Genomic DNA, 26,845 nt, shown 5'->3' with positions numbered 1-26,845 from the left:
GACCTTTTCATGCTGACCACAAATCTTGCCATCACCTTTCACGGCATAGGGGAGCCAATCGTTCCCTTGAGCGAAGGGGAGGGGCGGTATTTTGTCCCTGTCGAAACCTATCGGCGAACGATTGCCTGCCTAGACAAGCTGGAACAGCAATCAGGATGCCGTGTGGTGGTGACCTTCGATGATGGCAACCTGTCGGACTACGAAGCCGGTGTTCCGGCACTTCTGGATGCGGGGCGAAGTGGTGAGTTCTTTGTTCTGGCGGGCCGGATCGGGCAGCAGGGATACTTAAACGGCGAACAGATCCGCGAGATGGTGGCAAGCGGAATGAAGATCGGCAGCCATGGCTGGGATCATATCGACTGGACCAAACTTGACGAGGCTGGTCGGCAACGGGAGTTCCACGACGCGCGCCGTAGGATCGAGGATGAGGCTGGCGTCCCTGTTCTGACCGCGGCCATTCCTTTCGGAGCCTTTGATCCGCTTGTCCTGTCCAGCCTGAAGGCTGCAGGCTATTCTCAGGTTTCAACCAGCACTTCGGGAATGGGGTACCGGGACGCCTGGTTCCGTCCGCGCTGGTCAGTGCAGCAGGACTTCTCGCCGGAACGGGATTTGCCGCCGCGCATGTCTTTCAAACAGATCCTGAAAGGCACGGCCTATGCGCAACTCCGGCGGCTTCGTTACCGGATTTAGGGGCGGGGCGCGTAGAGCTGGGCCAGAGGCAGGTTCAGAACGGAGCGGATCTTGCCGAAGTTCAGGGCCAGTTTCTGTTGCATGCGGAAGGAACGGGCCCGGTCGAACGGTCTGAACACCAAGGCAAGCGTGAACGCAACGGCGCATTTGATCAACGCATCGCCACCAAACAAGAGCCGCCATTGCAGGCCGGGATTATCAGCCTTGCGGGAGTTCGCATAAGACTGGCCGGAGCGGATGCCGCGCCGCAGGATATAAGCGGGATCCAGCCGCTCCTCAGGCACATGCTCGCGGGCAATGGCGTCGTCTGTCGCGACGATGATCGCGCCGCAGGTGGCGGCCTCGGCGAAAAAGGCCGTGTCCTCCCCGCCCGATCTCCCAAGTTCCGGATCGAAACGCAGACCATATTGGCGGATGAACGTCATGTTCGCGAGCGTATTGCCGCCTCTTCCAGTCAGAAGCCGTTTTCCCCTGTGCCCCCAATCCGCATAAAGCGGGTTGGCGCGGACGAGCCAAGCCGGAGCGTGGTCTGGATAAACCGGATGCACCGGACCGATCACGACATCGGCAGAATACTCTTGCTGGCAAGCAAACAGCCGCTCAAGCCAATCGGCTTCGACCCACTCATCATCATCGACGAAAACGATCCACTCGCCTGTGGTCTCATCAAGCAGAGCGTTCCGGGCCACCGAGATATTGCCTGACGCGACCGCAAGACAGGTAACGTCGAGCCCAGGCAGGCGGAGACCGGCAACAAGCCGGGTTGCAGCGCCATCTGGTGAGTCATCCGCGATCAGAACAGAAAGGGTCTTGCCCGGTACCTTTTTGATGCTGGCAAGCGAGCGAAGCGTTTCCGCCATGCTGGGCCGGCCGATGCTGGCGATGGCGATCGTGACACGTTCCAAGGATCCTGCGCTCCTTCCTGGTTCCGGATGCCCGCACTATGTCCCCGCACCTTTGAAGCAAGATTAAAGGAAGGATAGGATTTTTGCTGTTGATTGTTTCCCCGAGCTGATTTCAGCGCTATCCACACTTGGGATCCGGTTTGAGCCCTTCTGCTGCTGCCGGGATCTTCGTGTCGTGATCCAGGACCCTAAAGTGTCAGTTGCCTGCCCAATCTTCTTTGATGGTCTCGCCGGTATGTATCATGCCGCTAAGGGGTCAACCGCCGTTCTCATGCTCAGTCCATGGGCCTATGAAGAGCTCTGTTCGCGCAAGACCTTCCGGATCATGGGAGAAAAGCTCGCGGAAGCCGGATATCCCTGTCTGCGGTTCGATTTTCCGGGAACCTGCCACTCGGCTCTGGCCAGCGATGCGATCCGGGATATCGAGGCTTGGCAAAAGGCTGCCGAGGCAGCCCTTGATCAGCTCATCACGCTTTCATCTGCCTCCAGGGTCATTCTGATCGGTCAAGGCCTTGGCGGTCTCTTTGCAGGCGAACTGGCCCGCAAGCGGCATGTTGCCGGCGTTGTTTATCTCGGAGGCGTGTCGCAGGGCCGGGCGCATTTGAGAGAGATCGCGGCCTGGACGGCCATGACCCAGCCGACTTTCCTCGTGCGATCCTCCGATGGGCCGGAAGGCGGGATGATGGCTGGCGGCTTCGTTCTCTCGGCGGAGACCCTTACTGAAATCAAGGGGCTCAATCTGCTGAAAAGCGAGGCGCCGAAGGTCGAAAGAAGTCTGGTCGTCGGACGCCCGGGCAACCCTGCCGATGTGAAGCTGGCCGAGCATCTTGCCGCTGGTGGCGGGCAGGTCGACCTCAGTGCTTTCGAGGGCTATGTCGACTACATCTCCAACCCGACGCTCTCGCGGCTTCCCACGGGGCCAATCAAGGCGGTTGTCTCCTGGATCTGCGAGCACTTCCCGCAGGACGCGGATGCTTCTGCCGGTACGAAGCTGCCGGATGTGCCAGCAGTTCTGGAAACACCAGACTACCGGGAAAGCCAGCACAGATTTGGTCCTGGCGGCATGTTTTTCTGCGTGCTTACAGAGCCGGCGTCAGCTCCCGCCCGGACAGCCATTCTGGTCCTCAATGCTGGCTATGACCATTCCTGCGGCTGGGGCAGATACACGGTCGATCTTGCCCGCGAGATGGCTTCCCGCGGATATGCCGTCCTGCGGATGGACCTTGCGGGGATCGGTGAGACACCCTACTGGCCCGGTCAAGGCGAGCAGGTTCTCTATTCGACCCGGCAGAGTGATGATGTCCGCTGTGCTATCGACTGGATGAAAGAGCGTTTGGGAGACGCGCATGTTCTGATTTCGGGGCGATGCAGCGGCGCCTACCAGGCCTTTGTGTCGGCTGGCCTCGATGAACGTATTGAGGGGGCCTTTCTGGTCAACTCCCGCAAGCTGGTGTGGGATCCGGATGAGGATGTCGATCAGGCCATCCGGGAACCCATTCAGACCCTCGATACCTACCGCAGCAAGATGACAGATCCGAAGCAGTTCAAGCGGCTGCTTTCTGGAGAGCTTACGGTTTCTACTGCGGTCCGGAAGGTGACGGCCGCTCTCGCCACCGCTGCCGACAGGAAGCTTTCACCGCTTCTCGGGCGCCTCTCCCGTCACCATCGCCTCAAAAGCGTGGTCTCCGCCCGGTTGAAGACGCTGGCGGAGCGGAATGTGCCGGTGGCTCTCGTGTATAGCGAAGGCGACCGTGGGCTTCTTGAAATCGCCGATTGGTTCGGTCCGGATGCTTCGGGACTCTCAGCCTATCCGAATGTGACTTTCTCCAAGGTCCCGGAGGCAGATCACAATCTCAGTCCTCTACCGGCAAGGGCAGACGTCACGGAGAAGCTTTTGGAGTTCGCAGGCAGATTCGGCGCTGCCAAACGTTGAACCGTATCAGCTGCCCGTGATCAGGAGGGCGTGCGGACGGTCGCCAGACAATTTGTCGAGCGTATCAGCCAACTCCTGCGCGGCGATGGTTTTTTGTGTCTCTTCGGCGAGGGACACCAGGATCAAATCGGAAACAGCGATGAGAGGGGCATCGCTGGAGAGGTCGCGCAGAAGCGGCCCGTCGATGACTGTCAGGTCATGGTCCCGCGCTATATCTGCCAGCTCGCGGGTTGCCTGCCCACTCAGTTCGAAGGGCTTGTGGCGCGGTTGACCTGCAATGAGGGACACAAAGGACAGACCGAGCTCCCGGTCTTCCCGAACCCGGTTGGCCAATGGTTGCTGCCGCCGGGATGGTGTGCCGTCCAGTCCCCGGGTGAGATCCCTCTGCAAGGGGTCAGCATCAACCAGCAGCACCTTCAGTCCGCGGCAAGCGCCTGCGAAGGCGATGGCAAAGGCAGACATTGTCTGTCCTTGGCCGGTTGCCGAAGAAGTCAGCAGAGCCACGCGTGCATCACTGTCTTCTGCCAGCTGATCAATGCGCTCGTGGATTTTTTCGATTGCCAGCCCGAACTCTGTGTCTTTTCCGGCTGCCTGATCCGCGTAGAACAGATCGAGAGCCTGGCGGATGGCCTCGACTTCCTCGCCTTGCCTGATAACGCTGTCTTGCCGGGAGGCCATGTTCGCGAGGCGGGGAATATGGCTCAGCGTGGTCAGAGAGGAGGCAAGGCGCTGGTTGCGCGGAGACCGGCCCGGCAACTTTCTGGCCGATTGTCCGGGGACGGAAGTTTGAGGCAGAGAGGGGGATGGCTGGGTTGACCCACTCTGCGCTTGCGCTGGAGGAACTTCTTCGGCCTCTTCCACAAGGAGCCGGGCCTTCAATAGCCGGAACGCGGTTCCTGCTATGGCAATGCACGCGCCAACGAGAAGGCCAAGAACGGCAGACAAAGCGACAATAAGCTTCTTTTTCGGCCAGGTTGGGCTTTCGGGCGTCACGGCAGGGGAAATGATGCGTGCGTCGGGTATGACAACCTGATCAAGTTCGGAAATCTGCTTGGAACGGGCCAGAACGTTTTCGTAAAGCGTGCGTGTGGCGACAGCTTCTGTTTCCAGCTCTCTCAAACGGATCCGGGCAGCATCGTCCGCATTGTTCAGCGTTCTTGTGCTTTCCAGTTGCCTCTGCAGGTTGGCGACGCGATCTTTCGCAACCTTGAGCTCGATCTTTGAGGATTCTCCAATCCGGGCGACCTCATCGCGGATGAGCTGCTGGATCTGAGAAAGCTGGGAGCGTGCCCGCACCAGCGTCGGGTGGGACGGCAGCAGATCGGCAGACAAGTTTGCGGCGTTGCGTGCCGCTTCGGTATATTGCTCGCGCAGCCGTGAAATCGTCGGCGAATTGACTGCGTCGCTGATGGATTCCGCGTCGACGCCCTGGCGCAGAAGTCTTTGTATTTCGGCGTTCTTTGCTTCTGCGGCCGCAAGGGCAGCGCGGGCTTCGATCAGGCTTGTGTTGACGCCGGCCAGATCCTGTTCGGTGATGAGACCGCCTTCTCCAGCAACCTGAAGATTGTTCTTCGCCCGGAACTCCTGAACCTTATCCTCAGCCAGTCTCAGACGTTCGCGCAAGCCGATGAGCCTGTCGTCAATCTGGCTCGTGACGTGGTTGGACGCATTCTCAAGCTGCCGTCTTTGATCGCTCAGGTAGCTGTCCGCAATGGCACGGGACAGGCGGGCGGCTTTCGCCGGGTCTTTGGAGTCCACCGCTATCGTGAGAATGAAAGTCTGCCCGTCCCGTTTGACCGTGGTGGCTTCCGCAAGGGCCTTCAGAGTTTTATCCTCTGCCTGCTGACCTGCGGCTTCTGGTCCCGGACGCAGCGCCTTCAGGATCATTCCAACCAGTCCGGAGGTGCCACCAGTCCCGAACTCCGGGTCGTTCACAAGATTTTCGGAGCTGATGACGGGACGCAGGATCGCGGCGGACCGGATTACAGCGACCTGGCTGTCGATTGCCAGGCTGTCGACCAGGGGATTGCGGGACTGCTGCTGAGTGTCAAAAGGCTGCTGGACTGTCGGGTCGACGAGCACAGCCGTCGTCGCAGTGAAAACCGGTGTCAGAATCAAGGAAATGGCCGCGCTGAGGGCGACGAAAACGACGGCAGTCAGCAGTATGAACTTCAACCTTGCCCGGAGAATGCCAAGAAGTTCAAGGGCATCCAACAGGTTCTGATTCCCTTTGCGGGGAGTGGTTGAAGAAGTCTCCACGAGCTTTGGCCTTAAAATCCGGGACGCGTATCAAAGACCTTTTCTTAGTCCGTTTATGGTTAGGGAACTGCTAACACAGTGCCTCAAAAGCGGCCATTTCACGGCTTCTGGTCACCTGGGGCCTTTCCGGAAGGCAGAAGTGGAAGAAGCGCCGCAAAGATGAAGAGCATCCAGATTTGCGAAAAGCTCCGGAACCAGCTGCTTTCCAGAAGATTGTGACAGATGACAAACAGGATCAGCATCAGGCAAAGGCGCGTTGTCTGCCGGTCTGTTTGCACGAGCTGGGTTGCTGAGCGTAACGCCAGAAGAATGAGCACCATCAGGATAGAGAACCCGATGACACCGGTTTCCACCAGAACGTCCAGATAGCCATTATGCGCCTGTAGCAGCAGGGACACAAAGCTGGGAGCCTCACGGAAAACGATGGAGTCCACGCCCGCACCCCAGAAGGACGAATAGCCTTGCCCCCCCAGCCAGGACCGTGAAATCACGTCCAGAACGAAGTCCCAGATAACCGTCCGTCCGGTAAATGTGGTGTCGTGGAATAGCACCATCGACAGTTCATCCAGGCCGAAGCCGGTGAGAGCAGACAAAAATGCTGCCAGCACAAGCCCTGTGGATGCCAGAAGCAGGAAGAGCACGAAAGCGTTGACGCGCAAGTGATAGGCCAGTCCGACAAACACATAGACCACGAGGGGGATCAGCACCGTGAGTCCGAGAGAGGTTTTGGACTGACTGATCACCAGAAGGATGAAGGCAACTCCGGTTGTTCCCAGTAGAATAAAACGGGTCAGGCCTTTCTTGACCGTAATGCCATAGAGGCAGGTCAGAATGACAAAGGCCATGACCGCCCCGAGGCCGTTCTTCTGCGGATATATGCCGGCGTAGCCGATCGGCGTCGGCGGGATCAGCACGACAGCCAGACAGTTCACGGCAACGGTCAGGACCACGAGAGCAAGCATACGGTTCAGCGTAGCTTCCCGGCTGTCTCCCAATCCAATGGACAGGATGAAGCACAAGAGAAGAATGACCTGGAGCACGAGCCGGCGGAAGGCAATGCCGGGCACAGGAGACCAGAAAACGGTAAGACCGGAAAAGGCGAGATAGGCAAAAATCGCCAGCACGACCGGGTGCAGCAAAACGGCGGGAAGACGGTTCAGGCGCTTTAGGGAAGCCAGGAGCGCGAGACTGAAAAGACCGAGCCAGAAAAGCTGATTCAGTGCGTTTGATTTTGACGCGGCGATATTGATGTCACCGTCATCCACTCCGCCCGAGGTCCGCATCATCATGGGTGCTATCAGGATCGCATAAGCGAACATCAGTGTTGGCAGCCAGCTCAGAACAAATCCGGCCAGATCCCGTTTGGAACCGCCAGCTGTCTGGTCCAATGTCAGTCTTTGATCTGTCACCCGCCAGGCTCCTGGGCGATGGATGATCCGGCACAGGCTGCCGGCGAATCATTCCTATAGCCTAACATGCCGCTGCGGTCTGTCTGGAACCGCTACCGCGACTGCGGCAGACCGGCGGCATTCAGCCCCAAGGCTTCCACAACCTGCCTGTCGATTTCGGTGTTGCCGTTGCCCGTCAGGATCCCAAAACCGGCGTGATCATCCCAGAGCGCCCAGCCGAAACCGTTTTCCTCAGCCGTCAGCCGGAGATCCCGGTACCAGGCAATCCGGCTGCTATCGTCCGGAATATAGTCCGGAATCCTTGCCGCCCCGAACTCACCGATGACGATCCGGGAATGTGACAGCCCGTACCTTTCAGCCCAATCGGAAATGACCTTGAATCTGCTGCCCATGGTGGCCTTATCCGGCCGTTTGCGGCCGTAGTATGAGCGGATCTCCTTAGCAGCCTGGGCGAAGGCGTTGTCAGGTTGAGCGTGTCCCGATTTTGCCAACTGGTCCAGATGGGCCTTGGTCAGTTGCTCCGTGCGTTCCACGGATCCGTTGGTCCAGGGATAGCTGAGCCCTGCAATATAACGGGCAGGAGGAGATGCCCAGATCAGGGACTGATGAGTGAAGAAGTGCGGCTCGTAGAAATGAATGTCGTACAGTGTGCGGCTGTCATATCCGGCGGGGTCAAGCGTCGCCAGCCCGTCGATCGAGGACCAGCAGCCACCGGTCAGCACAAGCGGCAGATCAGGCGCGGCCTCACGCACCGTGTCGTAAAGCCGCCGTTGCGTGACTGTCCAGTCTTCACCGCTCTCTCTGACGCATCGCGGCTGCGGTTCGTTCATCAACTCCAGGGCGATCTTGTCCGCAGGCAGATCCTTGATCCGCCGGGCGACATCGCGCAACAGGCCTTGATAGGCGGCGAAAGCAGGCCCCTCAGGGTCTTTCAGGATATCTTCCGGCCGCCAGATGGAGGCGTAGGTCGCCGGATGCATGTCGACCATGACGGTCAGATTGTTGTCCAGCAGCCGCAGCACCCATGCGCGCATGTCGTCGAGCAGCAACCGCCGGTCCGGTTCGGAAGCGGCCAGGAAAGGCCCGGCATCAACCGGAAGCCGGACGAAATCGAACCCAAGTCCGGTCAGCTGTTTCAACTCATCGTCGGAAAACCGCGACATTCCGCCTTGAAAAGGCGGCCAGAGATAGGCGCCGGGCTTGGCGGGATCGCGGTAAGCGAAACTCAGGAGCCGCGGCAGATTGATCCCGCGGCGGAAGTGGGGAACCTGCAATTGCTGATCTGTATTGGCGGCGCTTGCTTGAAGCATCACCTGCGGGCGCAGGGCAATGAAGAAGAAGGCGAGGCAGGCGGCAGTGGCAAGCGCGGTCAGCCCCAAGATGATCTTCGCAGTGCTTCCCCGCTTCATGATTTCGTCCCCTCATGTAGCGCTGATCCGCAAACCCTTGCGACATCTTTCCGGTATCCCGATGTGATTGCCTCCGGATCGAACCGGTCATGCAGAAGCCTGCCAGATGCCGCGATGGAACTCCGGTAGGCCGCGTTGTCGCGGTAGAGTTTTTCCAATGCAGAAGCGATGTCTTCGGCGTTGCCCGCTTCGACGCCCACCCCGGCATTGACCCCGTCAAGATAACCATCGATGCCGGTGTCCCGGCTGTAAAGGATAGGGATACCCGCAAAGAGGGCCTCAAGGTAGACCATGCCGAAGGTCTCCTGATGGCTTGGCAGAGCAAGCGCAATGTAGTGGGGCAGGTGCTCAAAGAGCGTTTTGCCGTCCATTCCCCCCAGAAGCTTGACGCTTGCGGCCAGATCCAGCTCGTCAATCTCCTTGATGACTGCCGCAACGGTCTCGTCGTCCCCGGGACCAATGATATCAAGGCAGACGTCCGGATTTGCCTCATGGAAAATGGCGAAGCCCTTGAGCAGATCGTTGAGACCTTTCCGCTTGCGCAGGTTCAGGTGCAGGACGGTCGCAAACCGCCCGTTTGGAGGCATTGAAGGCAGTTCAGGCGCCGTGTTGCCGACGATATTCGGTAGAAGTCGCTCCTTGGCCGGTTGTTCGGGAATATGCTCGTGGAAGGCAGCGCGGAACCAGGCGGAGACATGATAGATCATGTCTGCCCGTTCCGCGATCCGCCGCAAAAGGGGCCGGTAATTGGGCTTGAACAACAGGACGTTGCGCTCGGATTCTCCCCGCACTGAAACAAAGAAGCGGGGCGTGCCGCCATAGGTTTCACAAAGCTCAAGACCTGCGATTCCCTCAAACGCGAACTTGTGGGCATGGATCAGGTCAGGCTGCCAGCCCTCGGCATTTAGAACCTTGGCGATCTTGCGTGCGACCCGGCGCATGGTGCCCGCCAGGCCAATTCCCATGGGCAGGCCGAAATAGCGGTAGGCAAACACGCGTACGCCGTCACGTTCGCCGCAATCGATGAAATGGGTCTTCCAGGGCAGGCTCGTGCGGTTGAGAGACATCACCACATGGTCGCCGATGCCGCCGTTTTCCCTCACGGCACTGATCACAAGCCGCTCGATAGCTGTTGTTGTCCGGTTCCTGTACGGGTTGGGGTAGTCGGCGCTGAGATGAAGAATGTGAGGTTCTGCGTGATTGCCGGTCCGGTCAAGCGGGTTCATTGAAAGGCTTCTCTCCGGGGAGTCTCTAATGTGCGGTCCGTCTGTACCGGGATAACCCAGCACTGGTTGGGATGCTGCCGGCCTCCGGCGCAAAATCCCAAACGGCCTCACAAACAAAAAAATGACGTAAGGACGGTTTGTTCACTCAAGATCCACCATTCCCTCTCAAAAAAGGATGAAGGCCCGCATTTTTCCGGATGGCTGAGCGATAAAAGCCACCGGGTTCTCTGGAAGCGCCGAGAGGGGGATATCGAAAGGGATGAACGTGTCAGTGGGAACCGGAAGAGTTTTTGAAAGCGAACCCAGGTTTGGCTGGCGTCATCGTGTCCTGCGCCTGGTCTGGGGGCTTGTCTGGAGCCTGCTGGCGTCCTGGACGCAGCCCTTCCACGGCTGGCGCAGGTTCCTGCTGCGGCTATTCGGTGCCAAAGTCGGAAAGGGAGTCTATGTCGCCCCGTCCGCCAGGATCTGGTATCCGGGGAACCTTGTCCTTGAGGATTTTGCTGCGATTGCTGATCACGCGGACATCTACTGTATGGCGCGGATCACGATCGGCAAATATGCTGTGGTTTCCAAGAGGGCGCATATCTGCACCGGCACTCACGACATCAATGGGGAATTCTTTCAACTAATGACCTCGCCGGTCACCATCGGTGACTATGCCTGGATCACGGCGGACGCCTTCGTTGGGCCAGGTGTGACGGTGGGTGATGGAGCTGTTCTCGGGACCCACGGCGTCGCGGTCAAGGATCTCAAGCCCTGGACGGTCTATGCGGGGAACCCGGCGCGGGAAATCAAGGAGCGCAGGAAATTCGAGCGGACCGACGTTCCGATGCGCGGCTGGCGGGAACCGGTGGAGCGCTAGGGCGGCCATCATCATTGGGCCGAATGAGTCTTCCGGCAAGCGATACAGGTATGGCAGTGAAGAGCGTGGAAGCAGATCATTCTATCAGGGACGGCAGTTTCCGCTTCGGGTCTCTGGAGATATTGCGCCTGGACCTGCCGGAGGCTTTGAACCTGGTACGCTCTGCGGTTCTGGATCATCGCCGCACGGATATCGCCATCTGCAACGCGCATACTGCGCTGACTGCGCTTGAAACGCCCGAGTATGAAACGGTACTCAGGTCGATGACGCTGCTGAACGACGGCATCGGGATCGAGATTGCGGCAAGATGGCTGTCCGGCAGAGGATTTCCTGCGAACTTGAATGGAACGGATTTTGTTCCTCAGCTGCTCGGCAAGATCGGTGTACCGCTGCGTATCTATCTGCTGGGGGCGAAGGAAGAACAGCTTAGGCTGGCCGCGCGGCATATAAGCGAAACCTATCCGCTTCACACGGTGGTGGGGATGCGGAACGGTTATTTCGGGGCGGACGAAACGGATGTGGTCTGCAAGGCTATATCCGCGGTTCAACCGGACCTTCTGCTGGTGGCGATGGGAAACCCGCGGCAGGAGCAGTTCATCGTTGCCAATCGGGACAGGCTGGGGGTAACCGTCACCATTGGCGTCGGCGCCTTGCTGGATTTCATGTCCGGGACAATCCTGCGCGCACCGGACTGGATGCGCGCCCTCGGTCTTGAATGGCTGTTCCGGCTTGCTCAGGAGCCAAGGCGCCTGTTCCGCCGTTATGTGATCGGAATTCCGAAATTTCTCTGGGCGGTGCGGCGTCTGAAGAAAACTCAGCAGCCGGCAGCTTGAAGCTGAGGCATCTGCTTCAGTTCTTCTAGAATTGCCTCCACTGAAGAGAACGTTCTGGCTGGTGCAAGCTCAGGCCTTTGCACCATGACAACGGGAAGGCCAAGCGCCGCCGCGGCAGCAATCTTTGCATAGGACATTCGGCCGCCGCTGTTCTTTGACACAACATGGGTGATGCCGTGGTCGCTGAGCAGCTTCTTTTCCTCTGCGGTCTCTGCGCTGGGCTTTTCGAGAATCAGGTGCCAGCTGCCGGGCAAGACGGTGCCGGGAGGCTCGATCATCCGCACCACCGCGGAAAGATCCCCCCGATGGGTGAAGCGGCCGATTTCCTTCCGTCCTGCTGCGATCAAGGGTTTTGAGCCTTCGGGGAGGAGGCTGGCAGCCTCATCAAGCGAGGCGGCCGCAATCCATTGGTCCTCAGGGTTTGGCTCCCAGGCCGGCCTTTCGAGCCTCAGCAAGGGGACACTTGCCTGCCGGGCCGCTGCGGCGGCATGAGCGCTGATAACCTGCGCAAAGGGATGGGTGGCATCCACAAGGCAGCTGATCTGCTCGCCTTTCAAAAAGGTGCTTAACCCGTCAGCGCCACCAAAGCCGCCGACCCTGACAGGGACGTCGATTCCAGGCAGATCCTGAACAGCACCAGCAAAGGATGCAAGAATATCCAGGTGGGGCATTCGGCCGGCTAATTCCCGGAGCAGGCTCCGTGCTTCCGGGGTTCCGGCCAGAACGAGGATTTTGGGGCGTTCACTCATCCCAGCCGCTTTCCCCGGTCACCTTTCCGGCGCGGTCAACGATCATGACCTCCAGGGAGATGGGAGCATCGCGCAAGAGCGTCCGCACGGCTTGGCGGGTCTTAAGGGCCAGCGGCGTGCTGAGGTCGATCCTTTCTCCAAGAGAGAGGTCCAGGACTTCCTTGGCGGTGTTTGCGCTCCGGCTCTTGTCGATCAGAGATGCGGACGCGCCCGTCTCTTCCAGCAACCGGGACAGGAACTCAAAGTCGACCCTGCTGCGGGCGGAATGCAGATCCATCGCGCCTTGGGCCAGCTTGGTGAATTTTGCAAAGCCGCCAGCCAATGTGAGCCGGGGCAAAGGGTGGGCGCGCAGGTACTTCAGCAGACCGCCTGCAAAGTCACCCATGTCCAGATAGGCGGCGTCTTCCAGATCGTAGCGGGCGCGGATCGCGTCTTCAGAGGTGGAGCCGGTTGCGGCGGCCACATGCGTGAGCCCTGCCGCCCGTGCCACGTCGATGCCCCGGTGAATGGACGCAATCCAGGCGGCACAGGAAAACGGGCGCACGATACCCGTGGTGCCGAGCACCGACAGGCCGCCGACGATGCCGAGCCGCCCGTTCAGTGTCTTGAGTGCGAGGGCTTCGCCGTCCTCGATGGAGACGGTGATTTCCACGTCGCCCGGTGCGCCGGTTTCCTGGCAGACCTCCGCAATGGCGGTTTGCATCATTTGCCGGGGCACTGGATTGATGGCTGGTTCGCCGGGGTGAACCGGCAGGCCCGCTCGTGTCACTGTTCCAACGCCCGGTCCCGCCCGGAACTGGACGCCTTCGCCTTTCGGCAGCAGACGAACACTTGCGCTGACCATCGCGCCATGGGTCACGTCGGGATCGTCGCCTGCATCCTTGATGATGGAGGCGCTGGCGCTGCTTGCGGACAGTTCGTGCCGGGCCAGAGCAAAAGCCGTCTCACCGCCCTTCGGCAAGGTGATGGTCACAGGGTCGGGAAAGTCACCTGTAACAAGCGCATGAAAGGCGGCCTTAGCCGCGCCGGTGGCACAGGCCCCGGTCGTCCAGCCGCGTCTCAGCTCTCGTGGTGCTTCCCCAGTCATGCTCGGCTTATACCGCGAAACTCCGGAGATCTGCGACCCATTTGCACCTGCGCACAAGGAAGATAAGCGGCAGGATGCCGTGAAGCTTGGCCTCCGGCGTTCTGCGGACTAGAAAGAACGGATGAACAGCGAAGCTTTTTTTCCAGATCTCGCGTCCCGGCTGCCGGTTTTCGAACCGGGCTGGGTCTGGCTGGCCGGTGCCGGGCCGGGTGATCCCGGGCTGCTGACCCTTCACGCCCTGAACGGCCTGCGTCAGGCGGATGTCGTCGTCTATGACGCGCTTGTCGATCAGACGATTCTCCAATGGGTGAAGCCGGGTGCCGTCGTTGACTATGCCGGTAAGCGTGGCGGTAAGCCCAGCCCGAAACAGCGCGATATCACGCTGAAGCTGATCGAATACGCCCGTGCCGGGAAACGTGTGCTGCGTCTCAAGGGAGGGGATCCCTTTGTCTTCGGCAGGGGGGGCGAGGAGGCTTTGGGGCTGGTCGGAGCCGGGGTGCCTTTCCGCGTTATTCCAGGTATCACTGCCGGGATCGGTGGTTTGGCCTATGCCGGTATTCCCGCAACACATCGTGATACCAATCAGGCCGTGACCTTCCTGACGGGCCATGACCAGACCGGGCTGACGCCGGACGCGGTTAACTGGGACGGTATCGCAAAGGGGTCACCTGTGATCGTCATGTATATGGCGATGAAGCATCTTTCCGCGATCGCCGGCAAACTCATTGCCGGTGGACGGTCTGTGGACGAGCCTGTGGGCATTGTGTGCAACGCTTCCTTAGCCGGGCAAAAGGTTCTGGAGACGACGCTTGGCCGTTGCGCCGAAGAGGCGGAAGCGGCCGGGCTTGAGCCTCCGGCAATTGTCTGCGTGGGCGAAGTGGTGCGCCTCCGCTCCGGCCTTGACTGGCTGGGAGCGATGGAGGGGCGCATTCTGGACGCAGATCCACTCCAGCTTGGGCGCAACAAGGTGCAGGACCTCGGATGACCCCACCAGGCCCACGGGGGCTGATGATCGCAGCACCATCCTCCGGGGCGGGCAAGACGACCCTAACGCTGGCGGTTCTCAGAGCCCTGCGCAACAGCGGTGTCTGTGTCGCTTCCGCAAAATCCGGCCCGGATTATATCGATCCGAAATTTCATGAAGCCGCCAGCGGTCTGCCTTGCGTCAATCTGGATGCCTGGGCGATGGACGCTGACCAGATCCGGTCTTTGGCCGCCTCGCAGATGCTAGGCGCAGATCTGCTTGCCGTGGAAGCGGCTATGGGTCTCTTCGACGGGGCGGCCAACGGGCGCGGCTCTGCGGCGGACCTCGCGGCTTGTCTCGGTCTACCCGTGGTTCTTGTCGTCGACTGCGCGAAGCAGGCCCAATCCGTTGCAGCTCTCGTGTCCGGTTTTGCCTCATTCCGGACGGATGTTTCGATTGCTGGTGTTCTGCTCAACAAGGTGGGCAGCGCCCGGCACGAGGCCATGCTGCGTAAAGCCTTGGCTCCGCTTGGCATTCCTGTCGTCGGCGCCTTGCCGCGTCTGACTGAGCTTGTTCTGCCAGAGCGCCATCTGGGGCTGGTGCAGGCAGGCGAACACACGGGGCTTGCCGGGTTTCTGGATCAGGCAGCAGAGCATCTGGAAGCCCATGCCGATCTGGATGCCATTGCAGGATTGGCCGCACCACTCAATCAAGCTAAGCTTTCCGGTGGGCCTTTGCTGCCGCCATTTGGGCAAAGAATTGCCGTTGCCTCGGACGTGGCGTTTGCCTTTGCCTATCCTCATGTGCTGGAGGGCTGGCGCAGGGCCGGGGTCGAAATCAGCTTCTTTTCACCGCTTGCGGATGAGGCCGCCTCACCGGACGCTGACGCTATTTTTCTTCCCGGCGGATATCCGGAGCTGCATGCTGGGCGGCTTGCTGCCAATGACCGCTTTCGCAATAGCCTTCTGGTGGCCGCAGAGCAGGGGACATTCATCTATGGTGAGTGTGGTGGCTACATGACGTTGGGCGAGGGCCTGGTCGATGGCGATGGAACACGCCACCGGATGCTGGGTCTTCTGCCCCTGGAAACGAGCTTTGCCGCCCGAAAGCGCCATCTTGGCTACAGGGAGGTTAGCCTCCTTGAGGCGTTGCCCGTCAGCGGCTGGAAAAAGGGGCTGCAGGTGGCGGCCCATGAATTCCACTACGCCTCGGTTTTGTCCGAACGGGGAAGCGGACGGCTGTTTTCCGCCGAGGATGCGGAAGGGACGGTCTTGCCGGACATGGGGCTGCGCAACGGCAGAACAGCAGGATCTTTCGCGCATCTGATCGCCGCTCGCGCCGGTGCTCGATAGGGCGCAGGATATCTTCCTGCCAGCCTTGCCGCCCGAATAGGCCGCTCTAAACGTTAAAGCACAGGGGCGTTTAGTGAGAGTGGATTTTATGAAAAGAATGATTTGGTCTCGTGCCGCCGCGGCGATGCTGGCGGTTTGCGTCTCCGCAAGCCTGGCAGGCGCTCCGTCGATTGCTGCCGCCAAGGACAAGCCGACGCAGGAAGAGCTGTTGCTGAAGAAAAAGAAGCAGCAACACCAAAAGCAGCAGGGCGAGCAGAAAGCCCATGCATCCAAGCCTGCAGGCAAGCTGTCCGGCGAAAAGCTGAAGAAGCAGCAGAAGGTCGAAGCGCAGCAAAAGATGAAGAAGCCCGCCTCTCACGCTGCTGCGGCAGATTGGAAGCGGACGGGCGGAACCATGCCAAAAAAGTTCCGCGGGGCGCCCGTCGACTACAAGAAGCATCACCTGAAGCAGCCGCCCAAAGGCTACAAGTGGGTTCGCCACAACAACGATTACGTCCTCGTGGCGATCAGCACGGGAATCGTCTCGGCGATCATCAGCGCAACCCGCTGATTTCCGGAGCTGATTAGACAAGGCACTGAAATGAGAAGGCCAGACCGTGAAACCGGTCTGGCCTTCTCATTATTCGCCTGCCTTGGCCTTTTTCTTTGGCCGCAGAACATGGACATGATCAGCGTCATAAAGCGCGCTGTCGCGGAAGTCCTTGTCCGGCTTCAGAGCGCGGCCCACGAAAATCAGCGCCGTGCGGGTGAGCTTTGCCTTGCGGACCTTCTCGGCAATATCTGACAGGGTGCCATGGATGAAGGCCTCGTCCGGCCAGCCGACGCGGAAGGCGACGATGACCGGGCAGTCGGCGCCATAAAGCGGGGTGAGCTGGCGTTCGATCTCGCGCAGGTTCCGGACAGACAGGTGGATTGCCAGTGTCGCGCCGCTCTTGCCGAGGGTTACCAGATCCTCGTTGTTCGGCATTGCCGAGCTTTGAATGGATGTGCGGGTGACGATGATCGTTTGAGCCACTTCCGGAATGGTCAGCTCGGTCTTCAGCGCTGCGGCTGCCGCAGCAAAGGCCGGAACGCCGGGGGTGACGTCATAGTCAATACCCAGCGCATCGAGGCGTCGCATCTGCTCTGCCGTTGCGCCATATATGGACGGATCGCCGGAATGAACGCGGGCCACATCCTGTCCTGCTTCATGAGCCGCGACGATTTCCGCGATGATCTCGTCCAAGGTTAGCGGTGCGGTATCAATGACGCGCGCGCCTTCCGGCGCTGCGGCCACGATCTGTTCGGGCACAAGCGAGCCTGCATAAAGGCAGACCGGGCAGGACTGAATCAGCCGCAACCCGCGCACGGTGATGAGATCCGGATCGCCGGGACCGGCACCAATGAAATGGACGGTCATGCGGTTTCTCCTGCAAGTGTCGTTTGGGGGGCTGTTGCCGGTTCTGGTGCATCAATCCGCTTGGCATAGCCGCGAGGGGTGTAGACGAAGGGCTTGCCGTCGCCGCGCAGCACGGCCCGGCTGTTGGAGGAGCCGACAAGGACCGTGGTCAGCATATCGACCTCGTCTACGGTCAGGGCTTCAAGGGTCGTCACGCGCACGGTCTCTTCCGGGCGGCCCAGATTGACCCCAAGCACCACGGGCGTATCCGCTGGCCGGTGCTTCAACAGGATCTCGCGGGCCGTGGCAAGCTGGGTGCGGCGGCGTTTGGAGACCGGGTTGTAGAAGGCGATGACGAAATCGCCTTCGGCAGCCGCATGCAGGCGCTTTTCGATGGACTCCCACGGCGTCAGCAGGTCAGAGAGCGAGATGGCGCAGAAGTCATGGCCGAGCGGCGCACCAATGCGGGCAGAGGCAGCCTGCAGAGCGGAGATGCCCGGTGCGTTGAGAATGCTCACCCGGCGGGCCGCATCCGACACGCCGCCGTTTTCCGGGCTGCGGTCGAGCAGTTCATAGACGAGAGCGCCCATGGCATAGATGCCCGCGTCGCCCGAGCAGACCAGCGCGACATTGTGGCCTTCCCCAGCCCGCTCCAGCGCAAAGCGCACCCGTTCCTGCTCTTCACCGAGCGGGAAATTGTGGTGGGTTTTGCCGTTGATATGAGGAGCGACGATGTCGAGATAGAGCGAGTAACCGACAACATCTTCAGCCTCGGACAAAAGCCGGGTCGCCTGGGGCGTACGCCATTCGTCTGCTCCCGGACCAATGCCAATGACGGAGAGGTGCCCCCGTGCCCGGCCCATCAGGTTTGGATCCAGCGGCTGGGGCGCCTGCGCAATGGCGGCGGTCGCATTGGCGGTCTTGCGCTTGTCCTGAAGCAGAATGCCGTCGCTGCCCACGGCGGCGAGAGCTGCCCCTTCGCAAACACCGTGGCAGCCGACTTCCGCAAACACCACCTCAGACGGGTTCTTGAGGCGTGGGGTTTCCTCTTCAAGACGGCTTGCCGGGAAGACGCGGAACGGCACGCCGAGATGCCGGGCCAGCGCTTCCATGGCAGGCTCATCAGCCTTGAGATCCACGCTCGCAACAGCCGCAACTGCGCCCTTGGTGATACCTGCCTCTGTCAGGCATGCGTCCACCAGATCGATCAGTTCCTGCGGTGCGCATCCCCTTGCGCAGCCAACGCCCACCACATGGCGGCGCGGGTGGAACACGAGGCGTGTCGGGGAGCCCTGAACCGGAGCGTCGGTTACCGTGAGGGTGATCGGAGCAGTTTCGGAGACCGGCAGTTTTGCGTCGCTCAGCCAGGGGGCATCCCCTTCAATGGTGACGGCAGCGCCGGATAGAAGTTCGGCCATGACCGGCTTGGCGTCCTGCGGATTGGCAAGGCTCCAGCCCTTGGGTGGAGCATCCAGCGTAATGCCAAGGGCGGTGTCGCCTGCGGTGGTTACAGCCGCATGGCCGCGCAGAGCCTGACCCAGCTGCCGGGCAAGATCATTTGCACCCCGGTGTCCGCCGAGCAGCGGCACGATGCTGGCGCCATCTTCGGAGACGGCCAGAACAGGCGGCTCGTTGCGCTTGTCGGTCAGGAGCGGCGCAAGGGCCCGGATCAGGATGCCGCTGGCACAGACGCCAATGATCGGGTGTCCGGCGCTGAACAGCAGGCGGATATGCGCGATGGTTTCATCGAACAGCGTGTCGGCTTCCCGGATGCGCCCGGCAAGGCCATGGATGGAAGCCTGCGGCAGGCTTGCCTCAATGCGGCGGGCGGTATGAAGGCCTGCGGAATTCAGGACGAGAACGATGGGGGAAGCGTCCACGCTTCATCTCCCTTGTAGATTAGGATCATGGAAAAATACGGTGCGGGTCCGTCCGGCACATCGGCCAGACGGCTGACTTTCTGGTCCGGAAGGCTGGCCCGTTCGACATAACCAGCCTGATCCAGGAGCCCCATCTCCGCGAGAAGCGCCTTGAGGCGCGGCAGATGCCGGCCGACCTTCATGATCGCCAGAGACTGGGCGGTTTCGATGCGGGTGCGGATGTCTTCATCAGGCAGCGGCCCGGGAATGACGGTCAGGATATCCATCCGGCTGGTGAGGGGGCGCAGCAACTGGGCCGCGCAGGCGGTGAGCGAGGTGACGCCCGGCACGATCTCGCAAGGGAAATGGCCCGACAACCGCTCGAACAGATACATGAACGAGCCATAGAAGAACGGATCGCCCTCGCACAGGGTGATCACGTCTTTACCGCTTTCCAGAACGGCCGCGATTTCTTCCGCAGCCTTGTCATAGATCTCCTGCGCGGGAAACCGCTCCACGCGCATGGGGACGATGATCGGGATCTCGCGGACAGTCTCAGGCAGATATCTTGCGGCGATGGACCGGGCAAAACTCGGGCCGGTGTCGGGGGCGGGATAGGCGATGACACGGGCAGAAGAAATCAGCCGGTGCGCCTTCAGCGTCATAAGCTCGGGGTCTCCGGGGCCAAGGCCGATGCCATAAAGGGTGCCGCTCATGGAGTTTGGGTGTCCTTCTTGATCAAGACCCACTGGGTAACCGGCATCATGGGGCGCCAGCCGGTCAGTCCACCGACCGGATCTGCCCGCTGGACGGATATGCGGGAGAGATCGCCGCCATAGGTCTGCCAGGCCTTCAGGAGCACCGCTTCGCCTTCCAGCGTCACGGCGTTGGCGACCAGACGGCCACCGGAACGCAAGGCGTTGAAACAGGTCTCGACTGTACCCTCCGAGGTCAATCCGCCACCGATGAAGATGGCGTCAGGCGCTGGGAGGCCTTCAAGCCCTTCCGGCGCAGCGCTGTTACGCAGCTCAAGCCCGGGTGTACCGAGAGCAAGCGCGTTTTCGGCAGCAACGGCGCGGCGCTCAGCGTGAGGTTCCAGCCCGATGGCCTTTGCACCAGAAGCAGCGCGCATCCATTCGATGCCGATGGAACCGCTGCCCGAGCCCACGTCCCACAGCAATTCACCGGGGCGGGGGGAAAGTGCGGCAAGGGTCACCGCGCGGACTTCGCGCTTGGTCATCTTGCCATCATGACGGAAGGCCTCATCCGGCAGGCCGGGCGTGCGGCTGAAGATGGCTGCGCCGGGTTTGGCGGCAAGCTCTATGGCGAGCGTGTTGAAGTCGGCGGTACGGGCCGCCGGCCAGCTTTCGGCCGTGCCTTCAAGAACCTGCTCATGTTCGCCGCCCATATGCTCCAGCACCCAGAGCCGGGAGGGGCCGAAACCGGCGCGGGTCAAAAGCGTGGCCGCCTGCGCCGGGGTTTCGCCGTTGCTGGTCAGCGCAATGATTCTGCGGCCGGGATGAAGAAAGCCATTCAGCGTCTCGACAGGTCTGCCGTGGATGGACAGGCACTCGACGTCCTGCAGGGGCCAGTGCAGCCGCGCTGCGGCCAGCTGAAATGCGGAAGGCGAGGGGAGCACGCGCATGCTCTCCGGCGGAAGGTGGCGCGCAAGTGACGCGCCGATGCCGTACCACTGAGGATCGCCGGTGGCGAGGACTGCGGTCGAGGTGCCTTCAAGCGCCTTGAGGGTTTCATAGACCCTGGAAAAGGGGCTGGGCCAGGACCGGGCTTCGCCTGGGAAACCGCCTGCCAGTTCGAAATGCCTCGGACTGCCGTAAACCACCGCAGCAGCATTCAGCGCTTCGCGCGCCGCTGGGCCGAGGGCACCATCTTCACCAATGCCAATGAGCGTGAGCCAGGGAGGGGTCATTCTTCCCCCAGAGAGTAGGGACGACGCGGCTTTGGGGTGTCCAGCGTCTTGGCCTGGCCGGAATTGACCTCTGTGCCATGCGTCAGCATCCCGCGCGACTTTTTGGGTTTTGGCGTGCCGTCGGCTGCAGGAGCGCCGCCGTGGGAGAACATGCCCCGCGATTTCAGACCCGGTTTGGCCGCCAACTCCTTCGTTCCCGGCTTTTGCAGAACCGGCCTGCTGCCTCTGGACTTCAGGCCCGGCTGATCGGTCTTGTCAGCCACGGCTTTTCTCCTCGGGCAACCCGGCCGCAAGAGCGTTGACAGCCGCCGCCGCCAGAGCCGATCCGCCTCTGCGGCCATGCAGCACGATATAAGGAACACCAAAAGGGTTGTCCGCCAGCGCCTGCTTGGATTCCGCAGCGCCCACGAACCCCACGGGAAAGCCCAGGATCAGCGCGGGCTTCGGTCCGCCCTTGGCGATGGCTTCCAGCAGATGGAAGAGAGCCGTCGGTGCATTGCCGATAGCAACGACCGCGCCTTCAAGGCTTGGCTTCCAGAACTCCACCGCCGCAGCAGAGCGCGTGGTGCCGAGGCTGGCTGCGAGGGAGGGCACCTCCGGTTCGTTCAAGGTGCAGATCACGTCACTGGTGATGACATAGCGGCGGATGATGCCGTGGGACACCATTTCCACATCCGTCAGCACCGGAGCGCCGGAGGCAAGAGCTGCCCTGCCGGCGGACGCTGCTTTCGGGCTAAAGGCCAGATCCTGGACAATATCCGTCATTCCACAGGCATGGATCAGCCGGATGGCGACATCCTGCATGTCCTCCGGCAGGCGGCCGAGGTCGGCCTCCGCACGCACCGTGGCGAAGGACTGCCGGTAGATCGCAGCCGGGTCATGCTCATAGGAATAGGACGGCGTGTCCGGCATCAGGGCTTCTTGCTCATCGACTTGGGGCCTAGGGGATGGTCCGCACGAGGATAAGGGTGATGATGGTGCCCGTGCTCGCCATCATGGGAGTGTCCATGATCGTGCGAGTGTCCGTGAGAATGTCCATGCGCGTGGCCATGATCATGAGAATGGTCGTGATCATGGTGGTGGTGATGCCCGTGCCCGTGATCATGGGAGTGACCATGATGTCCATGATCGTGATCATGGTGGTGATGGGCCGCCTCGCGCACCTTCTCCTCGCAAGCGCCGGTGCAGAACTCGTCACAGAGCTGGCATTCAGCGTCCGCGCCTAGGCCTTCCACATGATGGTGATGGCTTTCCTGAGCAAGGCCGACTTCCGCTTCGAAGCCCAGAACCTGCTCGCGGTATTTGCACATCTGGCAGTTCATCACATTGGCGCCCTGCAGGATTTCCTGCACCCGGTCGGCCATGGTGTCGATCACCTGCGGATGGTCGTTCAGATAACCGGCCTTGATAAACTCGACGTCCGGATACTTCGCCGCGATCTCGTCCGTCGCCGAGTAGATCCGCTGCACCAGAACGCCGGTGAAGAGGAAATACGGGAAGACGACAATGCGCTTGTAACCGAGCTTCACCGCATGTTCGAGGCCGGGTGTCACAAGCGGAAATGTCACGCCGGAATAGGACGTCTCTGCCCAGCCGAAGCCCATGCCCTCCCACAGAAGGCGGGTGATCTTCATGACGTTGGAGTTGGCATCCGGGTCGGATGCGCCGCGGCCAACGACCATCAGCAGCGTTTCGTGCAAGGGAACATCGCCACCGGCAGCTGTTAGGGCTTCCTGAATGCGTTCGCCAGCCGCGCGCACCATGCGGGTGTCGACGGCGAGCTCGCGGCCATAGGTGATCTTCATGCCGGGGTTCTGGGCTTGATAGGTGTTCAGAACGGAAGGGATGTCGTTCTTGGCGTGGCCTGCGGCAAACAGCATGCCCGGAACGGCCAGCACATGGGTGCAGCCCTGTTCCTTCAGCTTGTTCAGGCCGTCATGAATGACCGGATTGGCAAATTCCAGATAGCCATATTCCACCGGCCAGTCGGGAAAGCGCTTTTTCAACGCTTCTGCCAGCTGTGCAAACTGCTTGACCGCGCCCTTGTTGCGGCTGCCATGGCCACAGATCATCAGGCCGAGTTTTTCGCCCATCACGCTGCTGCCCCTTCGGCTTCAGCTTGAGCGCCAGAAGACGTACTGCTGGCTTCTTCCTTTGCCTTGGCGGTCTTCTTGCGGCCCTTCACGGCCAGAATGCCCGCTGCGATCACCGCGCCAGCAAGCGCTGCAGCGCCCGACCAATGGGAGTGACCAGCCAGTTCGCCAAGATGGCCAAGATGGGCCGAAGCCGCACTGCTCATGGCCAGAAGGGCACAAGCCGAAACGGACACGAGCGTGCCTGCGGTTTTGAGCATGGATATCTCCCTCATCATTCCTGCGTCACCGGCAGTGGCCTGCCGGAAAGTCGTGATTGCGCCCGGCTGAGGGAGAAAGCGGCGCAAAATACACCATTCCATCGCGATCCCTCGCCGGGGTCACGGGGTGGTATTGAGCGTCGACAGCTCCGGCCTGGGTTCCCGACTTGGGTCAACCGCCACCGGAATCGCTTTCAGTCCCATCAAGAGGACGCCGTCCTGTGTGGCGCCAAGCTAGTTGAGCGGGCCGATGTGATCAAGCTCCAATCGGCTCGTCCATTGGGTGAAGGGCTGATGGCTGTGTTTTGGAGTGGGGCTTGTGATTGCGGATGCAAGGCGCTCATAAGGTAGGGACACAGAGAAAAGGACGGAATCGCGGCAGAGCGGCTCCGGAGTGGACGTGATTCTGAACATCTCGATTGTGCTGGTCATGGTGGCCGCCTGTATTTTCCTGCTGATGCCGCGCCTCAGAACCAGCCAGGATTGGCGGGCGGTGATTACTCCGCTCGCCTCGATTATTGGCAGCGGGTTTCTCGTTCTCGGCCCCATCTTGGCGCGGAACTATGGGGTCTACGCGCCGGGCATGATGGCTGTGCTATGTTTAACGGCCTGGCTCTTCGGCTCTGCGATCCGTTTCAACATCAAGGCAATCGAGGACAAGGTGCCGTCCGGCCCTTTCGGGGCCGGCATAGAGACTGCGTCCTCCTGGTCACTGGCTTTTGCCTATTTCATCTCGGTTGCCTATTACCTCAATCTGTTTGGATCTTTCGGCGTGAACCTCATTCCGGGAACGGAAGCCGTTCATGCAAAGCTGGTGACATCTGCTGTCTTCCTGCTGATTCTCGCCGTGGGCTGGGGCCGGGGCTTCAGGTCGCTGGAGCGTCTGGAATACACCTCCGTTGCGCTCAAGCTTGCCATTATCGCCGGATTGTTCATTGGCCTGGGGGCCTTCTTCGCTCGCCATGTTCAGGATGCTGACCTGGTCTTTGAAACGCCGCATGTCACAGGATGGAATGCTCTGTTCCTGGCCTTCGGTCTTCTGATCACCGTTCAGGGGTTCGAGACCTCACGCTATCTTGGTGGCGAGTATTCGGCAGACACCCGCATCCGCTCCATGCGTCAGGCTCAGCTCATCTCGACGGGAATCTATCTCGTCTACATGCTGCTGATCGCCTTCGTCTTTCCCCGTTCGGAGCTGGGAACTTCGGAAACCGCCATCATCGACATGATGCAGTTCGTTGCGCCTATTTTGCCAATCCTGCTTGTGGCGGCTGCCTTAGCGGCACAGTTCAGTGCCGCGATTGCGGACACCGCCGGTTCTGGCGGACTGATCGAGGAGCAAAGCGGTCATCGTCTGTCCGCTCGCAGCGGCTATTTGCTGCTCACGCTCACCGGTATCGGGCTCACCTGGGTGGCAGATGTGTTCGACATCATCAATTATGCCTCCCGGGCTTTTGCGCTCTATTACCTGCTTCAGGCCGCTCTGGCAGTTTGTTACGCCCGGAGCCGGGGATCTGCTGCCTTGCTGCCGTTTCTTTACGGCCTGCTCGCGCTTCTAGGCCTTTTGATCACACTCTTCGGTCAGGCTGTGGAAGGCGGATAGGGCAGGTAAGGGTGGTTCCTGATTGCCCGTCCCAGGCAATTGGGTTACGTCTCTGTGCGAAATGGGGGCAGGGATGCGCCGGAACGGGATTGTTTCAGCTCTGAAGACAGAACTGACAGCAGCAGCAAGGATTTTGCTTCTGCTGCCGATGCTGCTTGGCCTGCTTTTCCCCCATGGCTACATGCCGGATGTGACACCGGATGGCCGGATTACGGTTGTCCTTTGTACCTCTGAAGGCCTGCAGACTGTTCTGCTCAATGCAGATGGGACAACAGCAGGCGGGGAGCACCAGCATCCCGCGAAGGACGGCAAGAGCGGTCCGCATGCAAATTCAGGGCTTTGCGCCTTTGCCGCGGTCGCGAGCCTTGCGGCAATTGCCAGCTTTGGTCCTGAGCTTTCCCCTCCCAGAGAGCAAGCTGTTCATCAGCCTGTTCCTGTCAAACTCGCGCTGAAGAGCGGTTCACCCGGCCGCCGCGGGGCGCGGGCGCCTCCGATGGTCCTCTGACCACCTAAGCTTTTTCCGAAAATTCAACGCGCGCGCTCGCAGGCGGCCATCGGCCGGACCTGTGCGCTTAGGGTATCTCATGACAGATAACAGTCTTCCGTTCGATGCGGCGTCCGCCGCAACCGGCAAACCTGCCGTTTATGACCGCCGCTTCTATCTCGCGGCCTGGCGCTGGCATTTCTATGCAGGCCTTTTCATCATCCCGTTCCTGCTGATCCTCTCCGTGACCGGCATGATGATGATGTACATCGGCTATTTTGACGGACGCGATGGTGAGAACATCACCGTGCCGGTTCCGGCAAGCGTTTCCGCAATGGCCGTCTCGCGGCAGGCTGAACTGGCAGCAGAGGCGATCCCCGGCGGCACCGTCGTCGAATGGCTTAGTCCGAAGGCCGTTGATCGTGTCGCAGTCTTCCGGGTGAAGGCTCCTGATGGGGTTCAGACCATGGTGGCCATTGATCCCTATACCGGCGGGGTCGTCGAGACCTGGGTCCGCCGCAATGGCTGGTATGATTTTGCGGATAACATCCATAGCGATCTGCTGCTTGGCACACCGGGAGACCGGATTCTTGAGATTGCAGCGGGACTTGGCATCGTGATGCTGATTTCCGGTGTCTATCTCTGGTGGCCGCGCGGCCAGCGCCTCAGGGATTGCCTCGTCCCCGCCTTTGGCCAGTCCGGACGGGCCTTCCTCAAGTCGCTTCACACCGTCATCGGTATCTGGGTTTCGTTCTTCCTGCTGCTATTTCTTCTTTCCGGCATGTCCTGGACAGGGGTATGGGGCACCAAGCTTGTTCAGGCTTGGAACACGTTTCCAGCGGAAAAGTGGGACAATGTCCCCCTGTCTGACGAAACCCACGCCTCGATGAACCATGGTGCGATGTCTGATGTGCCTTGGGCTTTGGAGCAGACCCTGATGCCGGCTTCCGGGTCCCAGGCAGGCGTGGTTGGCATTGCGCCGGGCACGCCGGTCGATATCGATAGCGTTTCCAGTCTGGCAAAGGCCGCAGGTTTCAACGCCCGCTACCGGGTTGCTTATCCGAAGGGGGAAACTGGGGTCTGGACGATCAATCAGGACACAATGAGCGCGGATGCGGAAGATCCGTTCTCCGACCGGACGGTGCACGTGGACCGCTATACGGGCCGTGTTCTGGCCAATGTGGGCTTTGCGGATTATTCGCTGGCGGGCAAGACCATGGCTGTCAGTATTCCGCTGCACATGGGCCTTACGGGACTTTGGAACCTGGCGCTGAACACGCTGGTGTGCCTGTCCGTCCAGTTCCTTTGCATCAGCGGCGTGCTGATGTGGTGGACCCGCCGCCCCAGCAAGGCGGCGCCTCGCTTCTTTGCGCCTCAGGTTCCGGAGAACCGGCCTCACTGGCGTGGCGCGATGGTGCTGATGCTGGCCGTATCCATGGCCTTCCCGCTGGCAGGTCTGACCCTTGTCACCGTGCTTGCGCTGGATCTTCTGATCCTGTCGAAAGTACCGGTTCTGCGCCGGGTATTTGCCTGATCGCGGGGTGCGCGAAAGCCCGGGCG

The 26,845-nt window shown here is 60.7% G+C and carries 25 protein-coding genes; 10 read left to right on the top strand and 15 right to left on the bottom strand.

The features are described 5' to 3' along the window. Nucleotides 1-9: 9 nt before the first annotated feature. Nucleotides 10-690 (top strand): polysaccharide deacetylase family protein, encoded by a 681-nt coding sequence (locus tag IG616_RS12770; protein WP_192148553.1) that lies wholly within the window; start codon nt 10-12, stop codon nt 688-690. Here IG616_RS12770 and IG616_RS12765 read toward each other — a convergent pair. Continuing rightward, complete coding sequence (locus tag IG616_RS12765; protein WP_192148552.1) at nt 687-1,595, bottom strand: glycosyltransferase family 2 protein; 909 nt, start codon at nt 1,593-1,595, stop codon at nt 687-689. The two genes, IG616_RS12770 and IG616_RS12765, sit on opposite strands and share 4 nt — an antisense overlap. A 193-nt stretch (nt 1,596-1,788) precedes the next feature. On the opposite strand from IG616_RS12765, the gene IG616_RS12760 reads away from it, so the two are divergent. After that, nucleotides 1,789-3,528, top strand: a complete 1,740-nt coding sequence (locus IG616_RS12760; RefSeq protein WP_192148551.1) for an alpha/beta fold hydrolase — start codon at nt 1,789-1,791, stop codon at nt 3,526-3,528. 6 nt (nt 3,529-3,534) lie between these two features. Here IG616_RS12760 and IG616_RS12755 read toward each other — a convergent pair whose 3' ends face one another. The 4 genes from IG616_RS12755 to IG616_RS12740 all read right to left on the bottom strand — a co-directional run bounded on the left by IG616_RS12755 (nt 3,535) and on the right by IG616_RS12740 (nt 9,831). Then, nucleotides 3,535-5,742 carry an exopolysaccharide transport family protein gene (locus tag IG616_RS12755; RefSeq protein WP_192148550.1) on the bottom strand — a complete coding sequence of 736 codons (2,208 nt, stop codon included), beginning with the start codon at nt 5,740-5,742 and terminating at the stop codon, nt 3,535-3,537. 143 nt (nt 5,743-5,885) lie between these two features. Continuing rightward, nucleotides 5,886-7,196 carry an O-antigen ligase family protein gene (locus IG616_RS23355; RefSeq protein ID WP_192148549.1) on the bottom strand — a complete coding sequence of 437 codons (1,311 nt, stop codon included), beginning with the start codon at nt 7,194-7,196 and terminating at the stop codon, nt 5,886-5,888. 92 nt (nt 7,197-7,288) lie between these two features. Next, nucleotides 7,289-8,605, bottom strand: a complete 1,317-nt coding sequence (locus IG616_RS12745; RefSeq protein ID WP_192148548.1) for a glycoside hydrolase family 5 protein — start codon at nt 8,603-8,605, stop codon at nt 7,289-7,291. Further along, nucleotides 8,602-9,831 carry a glycosyltransferase gene (locus IG616_RS12740; RefSeq protein ID WP_192148547.1) on the bottom strand — a complete coding sequence of 410 codons (1,230 nt, stop codon included), beginning with the start codon at nt 9,829-9,831 and terminating at the stop codon, nt 8,602-8,604. Before IG616_RS12740 ends, IG616_RS12745 begins: the two co-directional genes overlap by 4 nt. A 259-nt stretch (nt 9,832-10,090) precedes the next feature. Between IG616_RS12740 and IG616_RS12735 the strand changes: the two genes are divergently transcribed. Further along, nucleotides 10,091-10,693, top strand: coding sequence for an LbetaH domain-containing protein (locus IG616_RS12735; protein ID WP_192148546.1), 603 nt, complete (start codon nt 10,091-10,093; stop codon nt 10,691-10,693). 50 nt (nt 10,694-10,743) lie between these two features. After that, complete coding sequence (locus tag IG616_RS12730) at nt 10,744-11,526, top strand: WecB/TagA/CpsF family glycosyltransferase (RefSeq protein ID WP_192148545.1); 783 nt, start codon at nt 10,744-10,746, stop codon at nt 11,524-11,526. Here the strand turns inward: IG616_RS12730 and IG616_RS12725 are convergent. Both IG616_RS12725 and IG616_RS12720 read right to left on the bottom strand, forming a co-directional pair. Then, nucleotides 11,508-12,275, bottom strand: a complete 768-nt coding sequence (locus tag IG616_RS12725) for a cobalt-precorrin-6A reductase (RefSeq protein ID WP_192148544.1) — start codon at nt 12,273-12,275, stop codon at nt 11,508-11,510. The two genes, IG616_RS12730 and IG616_RS12725, sit on opposite strands and share 19 nt — an antisense overlap. Continuing rightward, entirely contained in the window at nt 12,268-13,362 is a 1,095-nt protein-coding gene (locus tag IG616_RS12720; RefSeq protein WP_192148543.1) for a cobalt-precorrin-5B (C(1))-methyltransferase, read from the bottom strand. The genes IG616_RS12725 and IG616_RS12720 overlap by 8 nt, the downstream gene beginning before the upstream one ends. Nucleotides 13,363-13,483: 121 nt before the next feature. Between IG616_RS12720 and cobA the strand changes: the two genes are divergently transcribed. The 3 genes from cobA (at nt 13,484) to IG616_RS12705 (ending at nt 16,228) form a co-directional block, all read left to right on the top strand. Continuing rightward, complete coding sequence (gene cobA / locus IG616_RS12715; RefSeq protein ID WP_192148542.1) at nt 13,484-14,347, top strand: uroporphyrinogen-III C-methyltransferase; 864 nt, start codon at nt 13,484-13,486, stop codon at nt 14,345-14,347. Beyond that, nucleotides 14,344-15,678: a cobyrinic acid a,c-diamide synthase CobB gene (locus IG616_RS12710; RefSeq protein ID WP_192148541.1), complete on the top strand. Its 1,335-nt coding sequence runs from the start codon at nt 14,344-14,346 to the stop codon at nt 15,676-15,678. The genes cobA and IG616_RS12710 overlap by 4 nt, the downstream gene beginning before the upstream one ends. Before the next feature lie 97 nt (nt 15,679-15,775). Then, on the top strand, nt 15,776-16,228 hold the full coding sequence (locus IG616_RS12705; RefSeq protein ID WP_192148540.1) for an RcnB family protein: 453 nt from the start codon (nt 15,776-15,778) through the stop codon (nt 16,226-16,228). Nucleotides 16,229-16,297: 69 nt separating this feature from the next. On the opposite strand, the gene cobM is transcribed toward IG616_RS12705, so the two are convergent. Genes cobM through IG616_RS12665 form a run of 8 tightly spaced genes read right to left on the bottom strand, consistent with a single transcriptional unit; the run spans nt 16,298 to nt 23,198 of the window. Beyond that, the gene (gene cobM / locus IG616_RS12700) at nt 16,298-17,077 is read right to left on the bottom strand and encodes a precorrin-4 C(11)-methyltransferase (RefSeq protein WP_192148539.1); all 780 of its coding nucleotides are present in this window, start codon (nt 17,075-17,077) and stop codon (nt 16,298-16,300) included. Beyond that, nucleotides 17,074-18,936 (bottom strand): precorrin-3B C(17)-methyltransferase, encoded by a 1,863-nt coding sequence (gene cobJ / locus IG616_RS12695; protein ID WP_192148538.1) that lies wholly within the window; start codon nt 18,934-18,936, stop codon nt 17,074-17,076. Before cobJ ends, cobM begins: the two co-directional genes overlap by 4 nt. Continuing rightward, nucleotides 18,906-19,631 (bottom strand): precorrin-2 C(20)-methyltransferase, encoded by a 726-nt coding sequence (gene cobI, locus IG616_RS12690; protein ID WP_192148537.1) that lies wholly within the window; start codon nt 19,629-19,631, stop codon nt 18,906-18,908. Before cobI ends, cobJ begins: the two co-directional genes overlap by 31 nt. Beyond that, nucleotides 19,628-20,845, bottom strand: coding sequence for a precorrin-6y C5,15-methyltransferase (decarboxylating) subunit CbiE (gene cbiE / locus IG616_RS12685; RefSeq protein WP_192148536.1), 1,218 nt, complete (start codon nt 20,843-20,845; stop codon nt 19,628-19,630). The genes cobI and cbiE overlap by 4 nt, the downstream gene beginning before the upstream one ends. Beyond that, the gene (locus IG616_RS12680; protein ID WP_192148535.1) at nt 20,842-21,108 is read right to left on the bottom strand and encodes a hypothetical protein; all 267 of its coding nucleotides are present in this window, start codon (nt 21,106-21,108) and stop codon (nt 20,842-20,844) included. The genes cbiE and IG616_RS12680 overlap by 4 nt, the downstream gene beginning before the upstream one ends. Beyond that, on the bottom strand, nt 21,101-21,757 hold the full coding sequence (locus IG616_RS12675) for a precorrin-8X methylmutase (RefSeq protein WP_192148534.1): 657 nt from the start codon (nt 21,755-21,757) through the stop codon (nt 21,101-21,103). The genes IG616_RS12680 and IG616_RS12675 overlap by 8 nt, the downstream gene beginning before the upstream one ends. Then, complete coding sequence (locus IG616_RS12670; protein WP_192148533.1) at nt 21,757-22,938, bottom strand: sirohydrochlorin chelatase; 1,182 nt, start codon at nt 22,936-22,938, stop codon at nt 21,757-21,759. Before IG616_RS12670 ends, IG616_RS12675 begins: the two co-directional genes overlap by 1 nt. Continuing rightward, nucleotides 22,938-23,198, bottom strand: a complete 261-nt coding sequence (locus tag IG616_RS12665; RefSeq protein ID WP_209007477.1) for a DUF6732 family protein — start codon at nt 23,196-23,198, stop codon at nt 22,938-22,940. Before IG616_RS12665 ends, IG616_RS12670 begins: the two co-directional genes overlap by 1 nt. 400 nt (nt 23,199-23,598) lie before the next feature. Between IG616_RS12665 and IG616_RS12660 the strand changes: the two genes are divergently transcribed. The 3 genes from IG616_RS12660 (at nt 23,599) to IG616_RS12650 (ending at nt 26,819) form a co-directional block, all read left to right on the top strand. Beyond that, entirely contained in the window at nt 23,599-24,801 is a 1,203-nt protein-coding gene (locus IG616_RS12660) for an APC family permease (protein ID WP_343072371.1), read from the top strand. 73 nt (nt 24,802-24,874) lie between these two features. Continuing rightward, nucleotides 24,875-25,306, top strand: a complete 432-nt coding sequence (locus tag IG616_RS12655) for a DUF2946 family protein (protein WP_192148532.1) — start codon at nt 24,875-24,877, stop codon at nt 25,304-25,306. A 79-nt stretch (nt 25,307-25,385) separates the two neighbouring features. Beyond that, the gene (locus IG616_RS12650) at nt 25,386-26,819 is read left to right on the top strand and encodes a PepSY-associated TM helix domain-containing protein (RefSeq protein WP_192148531.1); all 1,434 of its coding nucleotides are present in this window, start codon (nt 25,386-25,388) and stop codon (nt 26,817-26,819) included. The last annotated feature ends 26 nt before the right edge of the window (nt 26,820-26,845 follow it).

It is taken from the genome of Roseibium litorale, from assembly GCF_014842915.1.
GTDB lineage: Bacteria > Pseudomonadota > Alphaproteobacteria > Rhizobiales > Stappiaceae > Roseibium > Roseibium litorale.
This window is presented reverse-complemented; position numbering and strand designations above follow the sequence as displayed.

Coding starts and splice junctions, on each gene's coding strand:
- IG616_RS12735 (WP_192148546.1), top strand. CDS start 10,091: ATGAACGTGTCAGTGGGAACCGGAAGAGTTTTTGAAAGCGAACCCAGG.
- IG616_RS12655 (WP_192148532.1), top strand. CDS start 24,875: ATGCGCCGGAACGGGATTGTTTCAGCTCTGAAGACAGAACTGACAGCA.
- IG616_RS12670 (WP_192148533.1), bottom strand. CDS start 22,938: ATGGGCGAAAAACTCGGCCTGATGATCTGTGGCCATGGCAGCCGCAAC.
- IG616_RS12740 (WP_192148547.1), bottom strand. CDS start 9,831: ATGAACCCGCTTGACCGGACCGGCAATCACGCAGAACCTCACATTCTT.
- IG616_RS12725 (WP_192148544.1), bottom strand. CDS start 12,275: ATGAGTGAACGCCCCAAAATCCTCGTTCTGGCCGGAACCCCGGAAGCA.
- cobI (WP_192148537.1), bottom strand. CDS start 19,631: ATGAGCGGCACCCTTTATGGCATCGGCCTTGGCCCCGGAGACCCCGAG.
- cobM (WP_192148539.1), bottom strand. CDS start 17,077: ATGACCGTCCATTTCATTGGTGCCGGTCCCGGCGATCCGGATCTCATC.
- IG616_RS12675 (WP_192148534.1), bottom strand. CDS start 21,757: ATGCCGGACACGCCGTCCTATTCCTATGAGCATGACCCGGCTGCGATC.
- IG616_RS12770 (WP_192148553.1), top strand. CDS start 10: ATGCTGACCACAAATCTTGCCATCACCTTTCACGGCATAGGGGAGCCA.
- IG616_RS12650 (WP_192148531.1), top strand. CDS start 25,386: ATGACAGATAACAGTCTTCCGTTCGATGCGGCGTCCGCCGCAACCGGC.
- cobA (WP_192148542.1), top strand. CDS start 13,484: ATGAACAGCGAAGCTTTTTTTCCAGATCTCGCGTCCCGGCTGCCGGTT.
- IG616_RS12720 (WP_192148543.1), bottom strand. CDS start 13,362: ATGACTGGGGAAGCACCACGAGAGCTGAGACGCGGCTGGACGACCGGG.
- IG616_RS12745 (WP_192148548.1), bottom strand. CDS start 8,605: ATGAAGCGGGGAAGCACTGCGAAGATCATCTTGGGGCTGACCGCGCTT.
- cbiE (WP_192148536.1), bottom strand. CDS start 20,845: ATGACCCCTCCCTGGCTCACGCTCATTGGCATTGGTGAAGATGGTGCC.
- IG616_RS12730 (WP_192148545.1), top strand. CDS start 10,744: ATGGCAGTGAAGAGCGTGGAAGCAGATCATTCTATCAGGGACGGCAGT.
- IG616_RS12665 (WP_209007477.1), bottom strand. CDS start 23,198: ATGCTCAAAACCGCAGGCACGCTCGTGTCCGTTTCGGCTTGTGCCCTT.
- IG616_RS12710 (WP_192148541.1), top strand. CDS start 14,344: ATGACCCCACCAGGCCCACGGGGGCTGATGATCGCAGCACCATCCTCC.
- IG616_RS12705 (WP_192148540.1), top strand. CDS start 15,776: ATGATTTGGTCTCGTGCCGCCGCGGCGATGCTGGCGGTTTGCGTCTCC.